9 protein-coding genes are annotated in these 14,725 nt (G+C 68.3%); 3 read left to right on the top strand and 6 right to left on the bottom strand.

The genetic code is table 11. The annotated features are described in order from the left end of the window. The first annotated feature begins 19 nt into the window (after positions 1 to 19). On the top strand, positions 20 to 844 hold the full coding sequence (locus tag JGU66_16125; GenBank protein ID MBJ6762297.1) for a MetQ/NlpA family ABC transporter substrate-binding protein: 825 nt from the start codon (positions 20 to 22) through the stop codon (positions 842 to 844). A gap of 138 nt (positions 845 to 982) precedes the next feature. On the opposite strand, the gene JGU66_16120 is transcribed toward JGU66_16125, so the two are convergent. The 4 genes from JGU66_16120 to JGU66_16105 all read right to left on the bottom strand — a co-directional run bounded on the left by JGU66_16120 (position 983) and on the right by JGU66_16105 (position 8,981). Then, a complete protein-coding gene (locus tag JGU66_16120; protein MBJ6762296.1) occupies positions 983 to 3,478 on the bottom strand; it encodes a TonB-dependent receptor in 2,496 nt (831 codons plus the stop codon). Positions 3,479 to 3,857: 379 nt separating this feature from the next. After that, positions 3,858 to 6,266, bottom strand: coding sequence for a TonB-dependent receptor (locus JGU66_16115; GenBank protein ID MBJ6762295.1), 2,409 nt, complete (start codon positions 6,264 to 6,266; stop codon positions 3,858 to 3,860). 200 nt (positions 6,267 to 6,466) lie between these two features. Beyond that, a complete protein-coding gene (locus JGU66_16110) occupies positions 6,467 to 7,213 on the bottom strand; it encodes a phytanoyl-CoA dioxygenase family protein (GenBank protein ID MBJ6762294.1) in 747 nt (248 codons plus the stop codon). 106 nt (positions 7,214 to 7,319) lie between these two features. Then, positions 7,320 to 8,981, bottom strand: coding sequence for an acyl-CoA dehydrogenase family protein (locus JGU66_16105; protein ID MBJ6762293.1), 1,662 nt, complete (start codon positions 8,979 to 8,981; stop codon positions 7,320 to 7,322). A gap of 128 nt (positions 8,982 to 9,109) precedes the next feature. Between JGU66_16105 and JGU66_16100 the strand changes: the two genes are divergently transcribed. Next, on the top strand, positions 9,110 to 10,879 hold the full coding sequence (locus JGU66_16100) for an ATPase (GenBank protein MBJ6762292.1): 1,770 nt from the start codon (positions 9,110 to 9,112) through the stop codon (positions 10,877 to 10,879). On the opposite strand, the gene JGU66_16095 is transcribed toward JGU66_16100, so the two are convergent. Then, the gene (locus JGU66_16095) at positions 10,868 to 11,659 is read right to left on the bottom strand and encodes a WbqC family protein (GenBank protein ID MBJ6762291.1); all 792 of its coding nucleotides are present in this window, start codon (positions 11,657 to 11,659) and stop codon (positions 10,868 to 10,870) included. The genes JGU66_16100 and JGU66_16095 overlap by 12 nt on opposite strands. Positions 11,660 to 11,754: 95 nt before the next feature. Between JGU66_16095 and JGU66_16090 the strand changes: the two genes are divergently transcribed. Then, positions 11,755 to 13,857, top strand: coding sequence for a PAS domain S-box protein (locus JGU66_16090; protein MBJ6762290.1), 2,103 nt, complete (start codon positions 11,755 to 11,757; stop codon positions 13,855 to 13,857). 7 nt (positions 13,858 to 13,864) lie between these two features. Here JGU66_16090 and JGU66_16085 read toward each other — a convergent pair whose 3' ends face one another. After that, positions 13,865 to 14,647: a phytanoyl-CoA dioxygenase family protein gene (locus tag JGU66_16085; GenBank protein MBJ6762289.1), complete on the bottom strand. Its 783-nt coding sequence runs from the start codon at positions 14,645 to 14,647 to the stop codon at positions 13,865 to 13,867. Positions 14,648 to 14,725: the final 78 nt, after the last annotated feature.

Raw genomic sequence — 14,725 nt, 5'->3', positions numbered from 1 at the left:
CTCCCTGGAGAACACATCCATGAACCGTTGGTCTCGCGCGCTGTTGGCTTCGTTGTTTCTCGTGGGAGTGGGGAGTGTGTCGGGCTGCAAGAAGTCAGACGCGGCCGGGGAGGGCGCGCGCACGCTCAAGGTGGGCGTCAATCCCGTGCCCCATGGAGAAATCCTTCGCGTCGCCGTGCCCGTGGCGGAGCGGGCTGGCACGCATGTCCAGGTCGTCGAGTTCACGGACTACGTGCAGCCGAACCTCGCGCTCGCGGATGGGCAGCTGGACGCGAACTACTTCCAGCACGTGCCCTACCTGGAGCGCTTCAGCGCGGACCGCAAGCTGACGCTCGTGAGCGTGGGGGCGGTGCACCTGGAGCCGCTGGCGCTCTACTCGACAAAGCACGCACAGCTCGCGGAGCTGCCCGAGGGCGCCAAGGTGACCATCCCCGCCGACCCGAGCAACGCGGGCCGAGCACTCCGCCTCCTGGAGCAGCAGGGCCTGCTGCGGCTGCGTGACGGCGTGGGCGCCGCCGCCACGATCCAGGATGTGGTGGGCAACCCGCGCAAGCTGGAGCTGCGAGAGCTTGACGCGGAACAGCAGCCGCGCACGCTGGAGGACGTGGATGCCGCGGTCATCAACGGCAACTACTTCCTGGAGGCGAAGAAGAACCTCCGCCTGAACGCGAAGACGCTGGCGCAGGAGTCCGCGAAGGACAATCCCTACGCCAACGTCCTCGTCGTGCGGAAGGGAGACGAAGCGCGTCCGGAGATCCAGGCGCTCGTGAAGGCCCTGCGCTCGGAAGAGGTGCGCCGCTTCATCGAGAAGACCTACGAGGGTGCGGTGGTTCCAGCGTTCTGACCCCCGCGTCATCCACCTGACGTGTGTTGAATGGGCGCCGTGTGCGGCGGCGTCCGTCAGGAGCCGCTGCCGCGCGCATTCATCGAGAGCATTGACGTCTGGATGCCCCTTGGATGCGCGCTGTTTGGGAAGGATCGCTCAGAAGGCATAGCGGGCCTGGATGCGGATTTGACGGGGTTGCTGGTACTCAGCGGGAGCGCCAAGGACATCAGTCCGGGTGACGGTCTGGAAGTTGAGCAGGTTGAAGACATCCACGCCTCCGGTGAATCGCTCGCGGTCTCCCCAATCCACTGTCGCGAGGGAAACGAAAGCATCCAGGCTGTGATTCCAGTCCAGCCGCTGGGGCGCGCCGCTCATCCAGGCGCCGGATTCACCCAGATAGGAGAGTCCCACTCGAGTGATGAGCTTCGGGCCGAGTCGCTGTGCCCACGCGACACACGCCTTGACGGTGTGTGGGCGATCCACGGGCGCGGAGTCGCCCTTCCCTGCGGGGCCGAACACCGTGGCCACGGAGTCAGGGGTTGGCGAGAGTCGGACTCGCCCCTTGCCCTCCTCCGTCAATCGTGACCACGTATAACTGAGCAGGAGCTTCAGGCCCGTTAGGGATTCGGCATTGTTGTGGCCAAGCACGACCATGAATGCGTTGTAGCTGCGGTCCCGGGGCGGAGTCGCGCTCCATACACTGTCGATGGGGGCACCCAAGGCCCGATGGAGATACTGGAGACTGAGTCGGGTATCAAACCAGGGCTCGGTATCCACGCCGATGACAGCGTCACGAGAAGAGGGCGGAACGAGGGACGCAGTGGTGGAATCGCGGCCAAGGGCGTGGGTCTCTACGAGACGCAAGGGGACTTGGGACATGGCCATCCCGTACTGGGCGAAGACTCGAGTGCGCCCATTCCATAGATAAGTCATGCCCAGGCGCGGCGAGACACGGCTCCCAGTAAAGATGGGAGGGCCGCCATCCGCGGATAGCAGGCGCTGAAGGTCGTAGCGAAGGCCGCTGGTCAATGAGAAATTGCATCCGGGCACGGGTGACCACTCGTCTTGCAGGGATGCGCCGATGACCTGTCCACGTGTCCTCGACGTGAGGGCCAACGGGTAGCGCTCGATTGGATCCGAGAGCGATGGAGTGCTTCCCATGGTGTTGTCACGTTGGTCGTGGACGAGGTACTCGCCGGTCAAACCCATCGCTAGCCAATGAGCGCCGTATCGACCGTTGAGGTCGACACTCGCTTGATAGCGATCCGCGCCGTCCTCGCTGCGCCCCTTCAGCAACGTTGGAGCACTCGGCGTGTCCAGTGATGTCTCCCAATCTCGAGAGGTGATTCGGTGGAGCCACCCGACCTGGACCAGAAGTCCCAGGTGGCGTGTGTCCGTGCGGCGGTGCAGCCAGGACAAACTGGTCCGAGTAACAGTGCTGTTCACGGGCGCTGGATCCACGAGAGCGCCTGTGAAAGGGGAGAGCGCATCGGATGTGATCGGCAGCGTGATGAAGGACAGCGTCAGGTTCTCGTCCCACGAAGGCGAGAAGTCGAGCTTGCCCATCACCTGGACGGCGCGTCTGTCGAGGAAGTTCGAGGTGGATGGCGGACTCGGGAGCGAGTCCTCGCTGGAGGGGGCCGAAGACACCGCCATGCGGCGGAAGGTCGGGATGGCGCCAAGCATGAAGGTCAGCTTGCGGTGTTTGATCAACGGCCCACCGACGATGCCTCCAAGGTCGCCGAGCTGATGAAGGGATTCGTCGCGCGCCTGCCCCGTGGCGAACTGGGGCCGAGAGCGATGCCCTTCCCACATCCCCGGTGTCCAGGTGGTGAAGACGGTGCCATGGAGCCGGGTGCCTCCGGTCGGGGTGGATGCGGCGATGTTCGCGCCCACGGCCCGCGCGCTGTCGGGCAGTGCACCACTGGTGACGAGGATCAGGTCCTCCACGAAGGACTCGGGAAGGGGCAGTGCGTTGCCGCTGTAGGCCGGGTCCATGGTGGAGAGCCCGTCGACCAGGGTGTCGCTCTCGAGAGGGGAGGCTCCGTGAAGTCCGAGGCCGTTCGCCATGACCCGTGTGCCGGCGAAGAGCTCCAGGCTGCTGTCGAACGAGCGCAGCAGGCCGCCAACGTCTCGCGCGGGACGGTGCCGCGCCAGTTCATCCGTGAAGCCTTCTTCAAGGGGTTCGGACGTGGAAGGAGACCCCATATCGAAGGTCGGCCAACTGCGTCCCACTTCAGCAACCGGGAAATCCTCTTCATTGGGGTCGACAAGTGCGATGTCGACACGAAGGACTTGTCCTGGCTGGAGAGGCCCGAGTTCGCGGTCCGCCGAGTTGGGGACTCCCGTGTGGAAGTGGAGGGTGTAGATGCCAGGGGGAAGATCCGTGAAATGATAGTTTCCTTGGGCATCGGTCTCGACCGCGGGCGGTGTGTCGAACGGGTTCTGGGTTGTCAGCCAGACATAGACATGTGGGAAGGGTTGTTTGTCTTCGGTGTCGATGACCGTGCCAAGGATGGATGCGCCGCCCTGTGCCCAGGCGACGGTGCTGGCGGAGACGAGCAGGAGCCACACCCAGCGGGAGTGTCGAGTAGTCATGGTGAGCTTGAAGTCGGGGCGAGCGCAGAACTCGACGGTGGCAGGTTCACGCATCAGCCTCGAAGGCGCGCGGAGGCGACATCGGGGTGGGCGAGGTCACCAGTCGTAGCGACACCCGGGGGCGCTGGTCCGGCGGAGGTGGCGCTCCACGCGGTGCCGGGGCGCCTGGGGCATCTTCACTCAAGACTGCGCGAACGAATGCGCGTGCGAACAGCATCGTCCCGCGCGACAGGTGAAACAGGCGACTGCACCAGCGGGAATGCATGACAGACGCCTCGGAAGAAAGGGACATCCCATCCTGCGCGGAGGCTTCATCCGGGCGCTGCATGGGCGCCTCCTCTCTTCATCATCGTTTCATCATGCGTGGCGGAGCCGCCCACGCCGCGGTGCCGTCGCCTGGCTTCGGGATGCGTTCACCGAGCAGGCGGCTGGGTCAGAACGTGTAGCGTGCCTGGATGCGGAGCTGCCGGGGGGATTGGTACTCGGACGGTGCGCCGAGGGCATCGGTCCGAGTGACACTCTGGAAGTTGAGCAGGTTGAAGACATCCAGTCCGCCGACGAATCGCCCGGAGCCCGTGTTCCAGGTGCCGAGCGTCACGAAGGCATCCAGGCTGTGATGCCAGTCCAGCCGGCGAGGGGCCTCGGTCATCCATGCGCCTGACTCACCCAGATACGAGAGCCCCACCTGGGAGATGAGGTCGCGGCCCATCAAGAGCGTCCACGCGGCAAAGGCCTTCACGGCGTGGGGGCGATCCGCGGGCGACGCGGAGAGCACACCCAAGCCCATCGGGTCAGGACTGGAGGTGGGCGTTGGCGCGAGACGGACGCGCCCCTGGCCTTCTTCCGCGAGTCGCGACCACGTGTAGCTGAGCAGGAATTGCAGGCCGTCCTGGGCCTCGGGGTCGTTGCGACCGAGCACCACCGTGACGGCGTCATAGGTGCGGTCGTTCGATGGATGTGCGCTCCGCACGTCGTCGATGGGGGCGTGCAGCGCACGGCGGAGGTACTGGAGGCTGAGCCTCGTCTCGAACCCACTGCGGGCATCCAGTCCAGCCACGAAGTCCTGCGCCGTGGGCGCGGTGAGCACGGTCTCTCGCGCCAGCGCGTGGGCCTCCACGAGTGCGAGCGGTACTTGCGACATGGCCATCCCGAACTGCGCGAAGTAGCGCACGAAGTGGTCCTGCCCATACGTCACGCCCAGCCGTGGAGACACGCGGCTTCCGGTGAGAAGCGCGGGGCCTCCTGCCTCGGGCAGCACGCGCTGGAGGTCATAGCGAAGCCCCCCGGACACGGAGAGTCCACGCAGAGGGGACCAGGCATCCTGGACGAAGGCCCCAAGGCGTTGTCCTCGCGTTCTCGCCGCGAGCACGTCATGGCGAAGGTCGGTCTCGTCCTGTCCGTGGAAGGTGTTCTCCAGGAGGTGGCCGGAGCGCTCGTGGACGAGGTACTCCGTGTTCACGCCCGCCTTGAGGGCATGGGCATCTTCCGCGTCGCGCTCGAACTGGAAGTTCGCCTGGTAGCGCTCCGCGCTGTCCTCGCGCTGTTCGCCCAGGTCGGTCCGCTCCAGCGACGTCCTCTCCTCGAAGGTGGAGTCCCGGTGAAGCCATCCGACCTGGGCCTGGAGCTTCACGTTCGATTCAACGAGGCGGCGGGCCCAGGCAAGGCTCGTCCGAGTGGAGGTGCTGTTCACGAGCGCCGCTGAAGCGGGGGTGCTCGCCACCGGAGCGAAGCCGTCGGAGAGCGTCGGCAGGGTGATGAAGGACAGGGAAAGCGACTCGGCCCGCGAGGGCGCGAACTCGAGCTTGCCCATCACCTGGACAGCGCGTCGGTCGTGAAAGTTCGAGACGGATTCGGGTGTCGAGTCCTCGTTGGAGGAGGCTGTCGACAGGGCCATTCGGCGGAAGGTGGGCGCGGCTCCGAGGACGAAGGTCCACTTCCGGTGCTTCATCAAGGAGCCACGAATGATGCCGCCGAGATCGCCAAACTGGTGAAGGGACTCCTGGCGCACCAGGCCCGCGGCGAGTTGGGCTCGCGAGCGAGGTCCTTCCCACAGGCCTGGCGTCCAGGTCGCGAAGATGGCCCCATGCGGTCGGGTGTGGCCGGAAGGGGTGGTTGCGATGATGTGGGCGCCCACGGCCCGCGCGTCATCGGGCAGGGCGCCGCGGGTGACGAGGCTCAGGTTCGCGACGAAGGCCTCGGGAAGGGGCAGGGCGTTGACGCCGAAGACGGGGTCCTGAATGGACAGTCCGTCGAGGAGGGTGTCGTTCTCGAACGGAGATGCGCCGTGAAGGCTGAGTCCCCCTGCCATCACCCGGGTCCCCGGAAAGAGCTCCAGGCTGCTGTCGAATGAGCGCAGCAGGCCTCCGAAGTCCATGGCGGGACGGTGACGCGCCAGCTCATCGGTGAAGCCTTCCTCGATGGATTCTCGCGCGGTGGGCACCCGCGCATCGAAGTCCGGCCAGGGGTTCACCCCCGCCACCGGAAGCCGCTCTTCATCGAACTCGATGAACTGCTCGGGGATGAGTTCGACGTTGACGCGAATGGCTCTCCCTGCCCGCAGGCTCACTTCGTTTCGACGCTGGGGAAGGAAGTCATCCGCCTCGAACTGCAGGACATAGAGGCCCGGTGGAAGCTGAGTGAATTGAAACTTCCCCGCGTCATCCGTGACGGTGATCCGCTCCTCATCCAGGGCCGGCGAACTCGCCGTGACGCGCGCATTGGTGACGGGCAGGCGGTCCGCGGCATGGATGACGGTCCCGCCTATGGAGGAGTCTTGTGCCCAGGCGTTGGTGCTGGCGGAGAACAGCAGGAGCCACAGGAGGTGGAGCGTCCTCGGCGCCATCGCCCGCTGGGAGCCGCATGCGCCGAGGCGACGGGGACTCTGCGGGGGTGGGGGCGGCATCTCGGCGCGTGACGGCAAGGAAGTCGGCGGTATTCACGAACAACAAGCCAGATGGTGAACTGGCCAGTCCGTCGTGCGCCGCACGAGAGCCTCCTCACTTCATCATCGTTTCATCACGCTCGGGAGCGCGCACCGCTGACTCAGTCCTGCGCGGCGGAGCGCGACCCAGGCACCGGCGCGTTGTCGAGCGTCCGGTACGTCGCGACCACGGAGTACTTCGTGTCTTGTGTGTGATTGCGGCTGGCGGCGTGGAACAGCCGGGCATGGAACAGCAGCACGTCACCGGGCTCCAGTGACACGTTCACGGCGCGGGCGATGAGGGGCGCGTTCTCCGGGTGCTCGGGGCGCAGGAAGAGGCGCTCGTCGTAGCGCTCGGGAGCGAAGTCCATCCGATGCGTGCCCGGGATGACGAGGAGCCCGCCGTTCCTGGGCGTCTCGCTTCCGAGCGCCAACCAGACGGAGATGAGCTCGGGCTGGGTGAAGGACCAGTAGCGGATGTCCTGATGCCAGCCCGTCTCCGAGGAGTAACGCGGCTGCTTGGTCATCACGCAGTTGTGGTGCGAGCGCGCCTGCTTCACGGGACCGCCCAACAACTCCGCCAGCGCTCCGAGCAACCGGTCCTCGGAGAACCACTGGGCAAAGGACTCGCCGCGCGCGTGGGCCTGGAGGAGGCGTCGGATGGTGCGGCCTCCCTCGGCGGTGCGGCTCTCGGGCGCGCCGGGGTAGCGCAGGTCGGCCTCGTACTCGGCGGGGCCCTGGTCCGCGGCGACCTGTTCCTTCGCGCGCGCGAGCATGCGCTCGGTGCGCTCCCGCGCGACGAAGGCGGGCAGGATGAGAAAGCCTTGGGCGGCGAACTGCTGGCTCTGCGCGGGACTCAGGACGGACATGGCGCCCGTCTCTTAGCGAGAGTGTCTCGCGGACGCAGCCGGAAACGCAGCGGGGGCAGCCACGAAGCCGCCCCCGCGCGTCCTGCTCGCATCGAACGGATGCCGCTCAGCTCAGCAGCCGGGCGTCATCCAGGTCGATGTCGTCCCGGATGAGGTCCACGCCGTGCTTGCTGAAGCGCCGCGCCGCCGCCTTGCTGCGCGGGCCGTGGCCGTTCTCCAGGCACCACTGCCCGTGCTCGCTCAAGAGCGCCAGCTCCAGCGTGCGGCCCAGCGTCAGCGAGAAGCGCCGCGCCCCGGCCTCCAGCGTCGCCGGGTTGCCCAGCGCGCCGGACACCCACGCCCGAGCATGCTCCAGCGCGTCCTGCGCCACCGTCACGCACGGCCGCAGGTCCGCGTCGCGCACCTTGGCCAGTCGGCCCTCGACCTCGTGGAAGAAGGCCTCCAGCGTGCCCTCCTTGGCCAGCGCGCGCAGGGCGTCCAGCGACAGCACGTTGGTGGTGCCCTCCCAGATGGACAGCACCTGCGCGTCCGCCTGCACGCGCGGCAGGCCCGTGTCCTCCACGTAGCCCGCGCCACCGAAGGACTCGGTGACCTCCGACGTGATGTGCACCACCTGCCGGCCCGTGGTCAGCTTCGCCAGCGGCGTCACCAGCCGCTGGAGCAGCAGCTCCGTCTCGGTGGCCGTCTTGGTCTCCAGCTTCCCCAGCAGCTCCACCGCGCGGAAGCTCAGGAGGAAGCCCGCCTGGTACTCGGCCTCCAGGCCCGCCAGCGTGTCCACGTGCAGCGGCTTCTCGGACAGCTTCGCGCCGAACTGCACGCGGCGCTTCGCGTAGTCGCGCGCCAGCGCCATGGCCCGGCGCATGCTCCACGCCGCGCCCACCGCGTTCCAGGTGCGCGTGACGTTGAGCATCATCGACATGTTGCGGATGCCATCCGTCAGGCCCGCCACCGGCAGCGCGAGCGCGCCGTCCAGCGTCAGCTCCGCGGTGGGCACCTTGCGCGTGCCGAACTTGTCCTTCAGGCGGTTGATCTGGATGCCATTGAGCTTGCCCGCCGCGTCGCGCGTCTCCACGTAGAAGAGCGCCAGGCCCTTGCCGCCGGGGCCGTTGCCCTCGGGGCGTCCCAGCGTCAGCGCCATCTGCGCCGTGGTCGCGGAGGTGAACCACTTGGTGCCGTACAGGCGCCAACCCTCGGGGGACTTGCGCGCCTCGGTCAGCGTCAGGCCCACGTCCGAGCCGCCCGTGCGCTCGGTCATCCACTGCCCGGACGTCCAGAAGGTGGCCGGGTCTCGCGAGGTGAGGCGGGGCAGGGCGCGGTCGATGAGGTCCTTGTTCCCCAGCGACAGCAGCGAGCGCGCCGCGCCGTCCGTCATGGCCAGCGGACAGGAGTAGACGTCCAGCGAGGGCTGCACCAGGTAGTTGAGGGTGAACTGGTGCACGCGGCTGAGCGCGCCGTGCTTCTGTTCATACGCGGTCGCCACCAGTCCCTTGCGGGCCGTGAGCGCCTCCGCTTCCTTCCACAGTGGCGTCACCTCGATGTGATCGATGCGGTGCCCCCACGCGTCCCACTGCGTCAGCACGGGCTCGTTCAGCCGGTCGCGGAGCTGGAACTCGTAGAAGTACTTGCCACTCAGCTCCCCCAGCTCGCGGAACTCGTCCGTCAGTGAGCGCCGGACGTCCTCGGGGAGGGTGCGGGCCAGGTAGCCCTGAAGAAAAGCGTCGTCGTCGTACTGGTTCCCCAACTGGGGAGGGGCCTGGAAGAAGCTCATGGGGTGAAGCTAGCACCAGGACGCCCGGCGTGGCCGAGCGAAGACCATGGCAAATCCCTGGATATGCCACATCGTTGAAATCCGGGCGGGTGGAGTAGGCTGCGCCGGCAGTTCCAACCGGAGCCGTCATGCCCGATTTCTTCAGGAGGCCGGGGGCACCCCCCTCCAGCCCATCCCAGCCCGACTCCGCCGAGGACCGCAACCGCACCGTCACCCCGCTGGAGAGCCCCGCCGCGCCCCAACCCGCGCCCGGTCCGGTGCTCTCGGCGCCGCCCCGGCCTCGCGCGGCGCCCGGTGCGCCGCCGCCTTCTGGGCTGCTGGAGGCGCCTCCGCGTCCGCGTGGCACCACGGGACTTGCGCCCGCCCTGACGCCCGCCGCCGAGGCGGCCATGCGGCCCCCGCCGCGTCCCCCCGCGGCGACCCCGGCTCCTTTCGCGGGCTCGCCCGAAGTCCCCACCGAGCGCCGCACGCTGCCGCCCGCCGCCTCGGGCTACGCGGGGCCGGAGCGCCGGGTCTCGGGGATGGCGGGCCCGCCGCCGGGACCGGAGCGCCGCACCGCGCTGCCGCCGCGCCGAGCCGCCGAGGCGCCGCCTCCCGTGGACCGCTTCTGGCCCGCGCAGCCGCGCACCCTGGAGGACACCGGCCTCAACGCTACCTTCATCGAGGAGCTGGTCCTCAAGGCGCTGTTCTTCGCCGGCGAGATGCGCGGCATGGACATCGCCGGCCGACTCCAGCTCCCCACCGCGCTGGTGGACGAGACCATCGAGGGGCTGCGCCGCCAGAAGTACGTGGACATCCGCGGCGGCGGTTCCTCGGGCGTGGGCAAGTCCACGATGATCTACCAGCTCACCACGTTCGTGACGGACGTGATGCGGCAGATCCTGGATCGCAATCGCTACAACGGCCCGGCGCCCGTGCCCTTCCAGGAGTGGGTGGCCGCGGTGCGGCGGCAGACGGTGCGCGGCAATCGCATCACCCGCGCGCGGATGGAGGACAAGTTCGGGGACCTCATCATCCGCGACTACATCTTTGATGGCATTGGCCCGGCGATGAACTCGGGCCGCGCCATCTTCTTCTATGGGCCTCCGGGCAATGGCAAGACAGCCATCTGCCAGGGCATGGTGAACTGCTTCGACGAGGACATCTTCGTCCCGCATGCGCTGCTCATCGATGACTTCGTGGTGAAGATCTTCGACGTCAACCTGCACAAGCCCGTGGCGGATGAGCCCGGCGCGCCCGCGTATGATCGGCGCTGGGTGCGCTGCCGTCGGCCGTTGGTGGTGGTGGGCGGCGAGCTGACGCTGGAGATGCTCGACCTCGTCTACACGCCGGAGGTCAAGTACTACGAGGCCCCGTTCCAGATGAAGGCGAGCAACGGGATGCTCCTCATCGACGACTTCGGCCGTCAGAAGGTGTCGCCCAAGGATTTGCTCAACCGGTGGATCGTCCCGCTGGAGAGCGACGTGGACATCCTCACGCTGCACACGGGCAAGAAGGTGCAGGTGCCCTTCGACGTGTTCGCCGCGTTCTCCACGAACCTCGACCCCAGCGACCTGGTGGATGACGCCTTCCTGCGCCGCGTCCGCTACAAGCTGGAGGTCCAGCGCCCGGACGAGGAGCAGTTCCACGAAATCTTCCAGCTGATGTGTCACAAGCGCGGCGTCCCGTACGACGCGGGCGCGGTGGACTACCTCATCGACAAACACTATCGGCCCTTGGGGCGGCCCTTCGCGGCGTGCCAGCCTCGCGACCTGTTGGATCAGGTCATCGACATGGCGCACTACCAGGGCATCGTCCCGCGCCTGGATCCGGCGCTCCTGGACTCGGCCGTGCACAGCTACTTCGTGCGCTTTGACAAGCGTCCGTCCGCTGGAGGCTCCGCCGCGTCATTCCGCTGAGCGCGGCGCGAACGGTCCCCAGGGCGAGGGCTGAAGCCAGGCTTTCACCTCGTCCAGGGGCACGTTGGCCAGTACATCCACGATGGACAATCCCAGCACGAAGCGTCCCTCGCGTCCCTGCGCATAGGTGGGGTGGCGGAAGCGCTGCCACAACACGCGCACGTCCGCGTCGCGGAAGCGATCCACTCGCAGGTACAGCGACGAGCCCAGTCCCGAGTAATAGGTATGCGCCCCGAGCTGCCGACAGTACTCCACCAACCGCTGACTCTTGTCCTCGCCCGTGCGCTCCATCGAGGACGCCAGGAGGATGCGCGGCGCCAGCCCCAGCGGCGCGTAGAAGAGCGCCATGCTCGCGAGCAGCAGGCGCAGCAGCGAGCCCGGCCCCGCCTCACGCGAGGCCGCGTCGTAGAAAGGCTCCACCTGGGGCAGCACCTGCGTGCGGAAGTACGGCCGCCGGCCATACAGAGTCACCAGCGACTGCAAGTGCTTGCGCGCCCAGGGTTGGCTTGCGTCCACCGCGAGGTCTCGGATTCGGACGTCCCGATGCGGGTCCTCCAAGGGAATGGACAGCCATTGGAAGCCAGGCTCGGAGGGGGGCGGGGTGGGCACGCCCACTGGCAGCGCCACGCGCGTGCGCCGCTGCCACCCTCGCCGCAGCCACTGGACGTCATCCAAGACGAGCAAGGTGCCGGCTCGGGCCACCTGCTCGTAATAGTCCACCCAGGGCAGGTAATGGGGTTGCTCGGCGACCAGCACTCCAGGGTGACCCGACTCCGGCATGAATTGTTTGAGTCCACTGTCCGGAGGGGTGGACCTGGACTGCCTCCCGTCCACAACCATACGATTCCGCGCTTCGCCCGTACAAACGAGCTTTGATGCGACTCCTCGTCATCAACCTGATGGCGCCGCGAGCCCCGACGAGCGCCGGCCCACCTGGTGAGTTGGAGCGGCTGGCCGCCATCATCCAGACCCAGTCGGACGTGGCACTGGCGGGGCTCGACCTGGGCGCGCTGATGCGCCTCATCTGCGAGCGCGCGCGGGTGCTGTGCGGCGCGGAGGGCGCGGCCGTGGGGTTGCCTCGGGTGGGCGGCCGTCAGCTCACGTATCGCGTGGCCACGGGCAGCCTGTCGGGTTTCGTGGGCTTCATCGTGGCGCTGGAGGGCAGCCTCACCGGCGCGTGCTTCACGCGAGGCGAGGTGCTGCGCACGGACGATGCGCCCGCGGATCCCCGCGTGGACCGGCGCGCGGCAAGCGAGGTGGGCGCCCGCTCGATCATCATCGCGCCGCTGTGGCGAGACGCCCGTCCGGTGGGAGTGCTCACCGTCACGGCGCGCTCGCCCGACGCCTTCCAGGACCGGGACGTGCGGACGCTGGAGTTGATGGCGGGGCTGTTGGGCTCGGCCATGGGCAACGCGTCCGAGGCCGCCGCGCGTCAGGCCCTCATCGCCGAGCGCACCGCCGCGCTGGAGGCCCTCCGCGTCTCGCAGGAGCGCTTCGAGTCGTTCATGAATCACAGCCCGGTGCTCGCCACCATCAAGAACGAGCAGGGCCGCCGGGTCTGGGTCAACGAGCGTTACCTGGCGTTCTTTGGCCTGCCTCGCGACACGGACGTGAGCCGGCTGAGCGACACGGACCTGATGCCCCTGTCCGCCGCCGAGGGCGTGCGGGCGGGCGATCGCGAGGTCCTGGAGACGGGGCGGCTCACCGCGGGCGAGGGGATGGTGCCCGCGCGCGACGGCACCGAGCACCACTGGCTCACGTATCGCTTCCTCGCGAAGGACGCCTTGGGGCAGCGCTTCCTCGGGGCGGTGTCGCTGGACATCACCGAGCGCAAGCGCGCGGAGGAGGCGCTGCGGCGCTCGGAGGAGAGCTTTCGCGCGCTCATCGAAGGCTCGCCCGTGGCCATCTTCGTGCATCGCGGGGGGCCGCTGCTCTACGTCAACCCCGCGGCGCTGAGCTTCCTGGGGCTCACGGGGCCGGAGTTGATTGGCGCCGCGCCGTTGGACTTCGTCCATCCCGAGGACCGGCGCGCGGCGGAGGAGATTGTCGCGGCGCCGCCGGGAGGTGCGCGCTCGGAGCGCCGCGAGCTGCGCTTCCTGCGACGCGACGGGCGGGTGATGACCGCCGAGGTGAGCAGCCAGGGCCTGTTGTTCGACGGGCAATTGTCCACCGTCGTCAGCGCGAGCGACCTGACAGACCGCCGCTCGATGCAGGCGCAGCTCGTGGTGTCGGATCGCCTGGCGGCGGTGGGCACGCTGGCCGCGGGCGTGGCGCATGAGATCAACAACCCGCTGGCGTTCGTGCTCTCCAACCTGTCGTTCGTCGCCACCGAGCTGCAGCGACTGGCGCACGAGCTGCCCCCGGGCCGCGTGGCGGAGCTGGAGGAAGTGCTGCGCGAGGCCACGGACGGGGCGCACCGCGTGCGGCACATCGTGCGCGACCTGCGGACCTTTTCGCGCGGGGACGACGACGCGGTGGCGCCGGTGCAACTCCAGGGCGTGTTGGAGTCCGCCATCACCATGGCGCGGGGAGAACTGAGGCACCGCGCGCGCATCGTGCGCGACTATGAGGACGTGCCCCCGGTGGAGGGCAGTGAGGGGCGCTTCGGGCAGGTGTTCCTCAACCTGCTCATCAACGCCGCGCAGGCCATCGTCCCCGGGGCGCCGGAGCGAAACGAGGTGCGCATCACGCTTCGCGGCGTTGAAGACCGCGTCGTCGTCGAGGTGTCGGACACGGGCGCGGGCATGTCCCCCGAGGTCAGCGCGCGCATCTTCGATCCATTCTTCACGACCAAGCCGGTGGGAGAGGGAACGGGCCTGGGGCTGTCCATCTGCCACGGCATCGTCACGGGCTTTGGCGGGGACATCTCCGTCGCGAGCGAGCTGGGGCGCGGCAGCACCTTCCGCGTCTCCCTGCCATGGGTGCAGCCCGCTCGCGCCGAGGGAACACGAAAGGCTCGGTTGGACTTCGCGGGGTGAGGCGGCGCTAACGGCGGAAGACGGGCGGGAAGACGCGGGGCGCCTTCTTCTTGCGCACGCAGGTGGTGTCCGCGCTCATGTAGCAGGCGGAGAACGCGCGGCGGCGCAGACCGGGACGCCCGCGTCCGGAGCGATGCCAGATGTGGTTGTGGATGAGGATCGCCTCGCCGGCCTGGACGGGCAGGGGGACGGTGCGCGACTCGGCCGACTCGGCGAGCACGCGGTCCTCGGGGATGACGCCGCCGAGCTGGGTCACCCGGCCCGCGCGATGGCTTCCGGGCACCACCTCCAGGCAGCCGCCGTCGAGTGGGGCCTCGTCCAGGGCGGTCCAGATCTGCAGCTCGGGATCTCTCGTGAGCCCCCAGAGCTTCCCGCCATCTTGATGCCACGGGAGGTTGCTGCCGCCGGCCTGTCCCTTGTGGAAGAGGATGGCGCGGTACAGGACGATGTCGCCGGGGAGGCGCGCATGGACGATGCGCTCGAACAGGGGGTTCTCGACCCACGCGAGGAAGCGAGGGTCCAGCTCCAGCTTCTCCAGCTTGCGATAGTCCAGGGACGGCCCCTGCCAACCGAGCCCCAGCGGTGCGTCTTCGTAGCGACCCGACGGGGCGTCTGGCTGGAAGAACATGCCGGGGTACGCCACGCGTCCGAGCATCAGGTCATCCGCCCGCTCGCGCAGGGAGTTCAGGCCCTCATCACCGAGCACCCGACCCAGGCGGGCGTAGCCATGCTCGGCGTAGTGCGCGAGCGCCGCCGCCACGTCGAATCGCTCTGGATCCACGCACAGCATGCCCGAGGGTACCTCCCGTCCTGGACTCATGGCTCGGGACACATCGCCCGGCAGGGGGGCCGCCGTCCAGCATTCCCG

The sequence above is a fragment of the Myxococcaceae bacterium JPH2 genome, from assembly GCA_016458225.1.
Classification (GTDB): domain Bacteria; phylum Myxococcota; class Myxococcia; order Myxococcales; family Myxococcaceae; genus Citreicoccus.
This window is presented reverse-complemented; position numbering and strand designations above follow the sequence as displayed.

Coding starts and splice junctions, on each gene's coding strand:
- JGU66_16085 (MBJ6762289.1), bottom strand. CDS start 14,647: ATGCTGTGCGTGGATCCAGAGCGATTCGACGTGGCGGCGGCGCTCGCG.
- JGU66_16105 (MBJ6762293.1), bottom strand. CDS start 8,981: ATGAGCTTCTTCCAGGCCCCTCCCCAGTTGGGGAACCAGTACGACGAC.
- JGU66_16090 (MBJ6762290.1), top strand. CDS start 11,755: ATGCGACTCCTCGTCATCAACCTGATGGCGCCGCGAGCCCCGACGAGC.
- JGU66_16100 (MBJ6762292.1), top strand. CDS start 9,110: ATGCCCGATTTCTTCAGGAGGCCGGGGGCACCCCCCTCCAGCCCATCC.
- JGU66_16120 (MBJ6762296.1), bottom strand. CDS start 3,478: ATGCGTGAACCTGCCACCGTCGAGTTCTGCGCTCGCCCCGACTTCAAG.
- JGU66_16115 (MBJ6762295.1), bottom strand. CDS start 6,266: ATGGCGCCGAGGACGCTCCACCTCCTGTGGCTCCTGCTGTTCTCCGCC.
- JGU66_16125 (MBJ6762297.1), top strand. CDS start 20: ATGAACCGTTGGTCTCGCGCGCTGTTGGCTTCGTTGTTTCTCGTGGGA.
- JGU66_16095 (MBJ6762291.1), bottom strand. CDS start 11,659: ATGCCGGAGTCGGGTCACCCTGGAGTGCTGGTCGCCGAGCAACCCCAT.
- JGU66_16110 (MBJ6762294.1), bottom strand. CDS start 7,213: ATGTCCGTCCTGAGTCCCGCGCAGAGCCAGCAGTTCGCCGCCCAAGGC.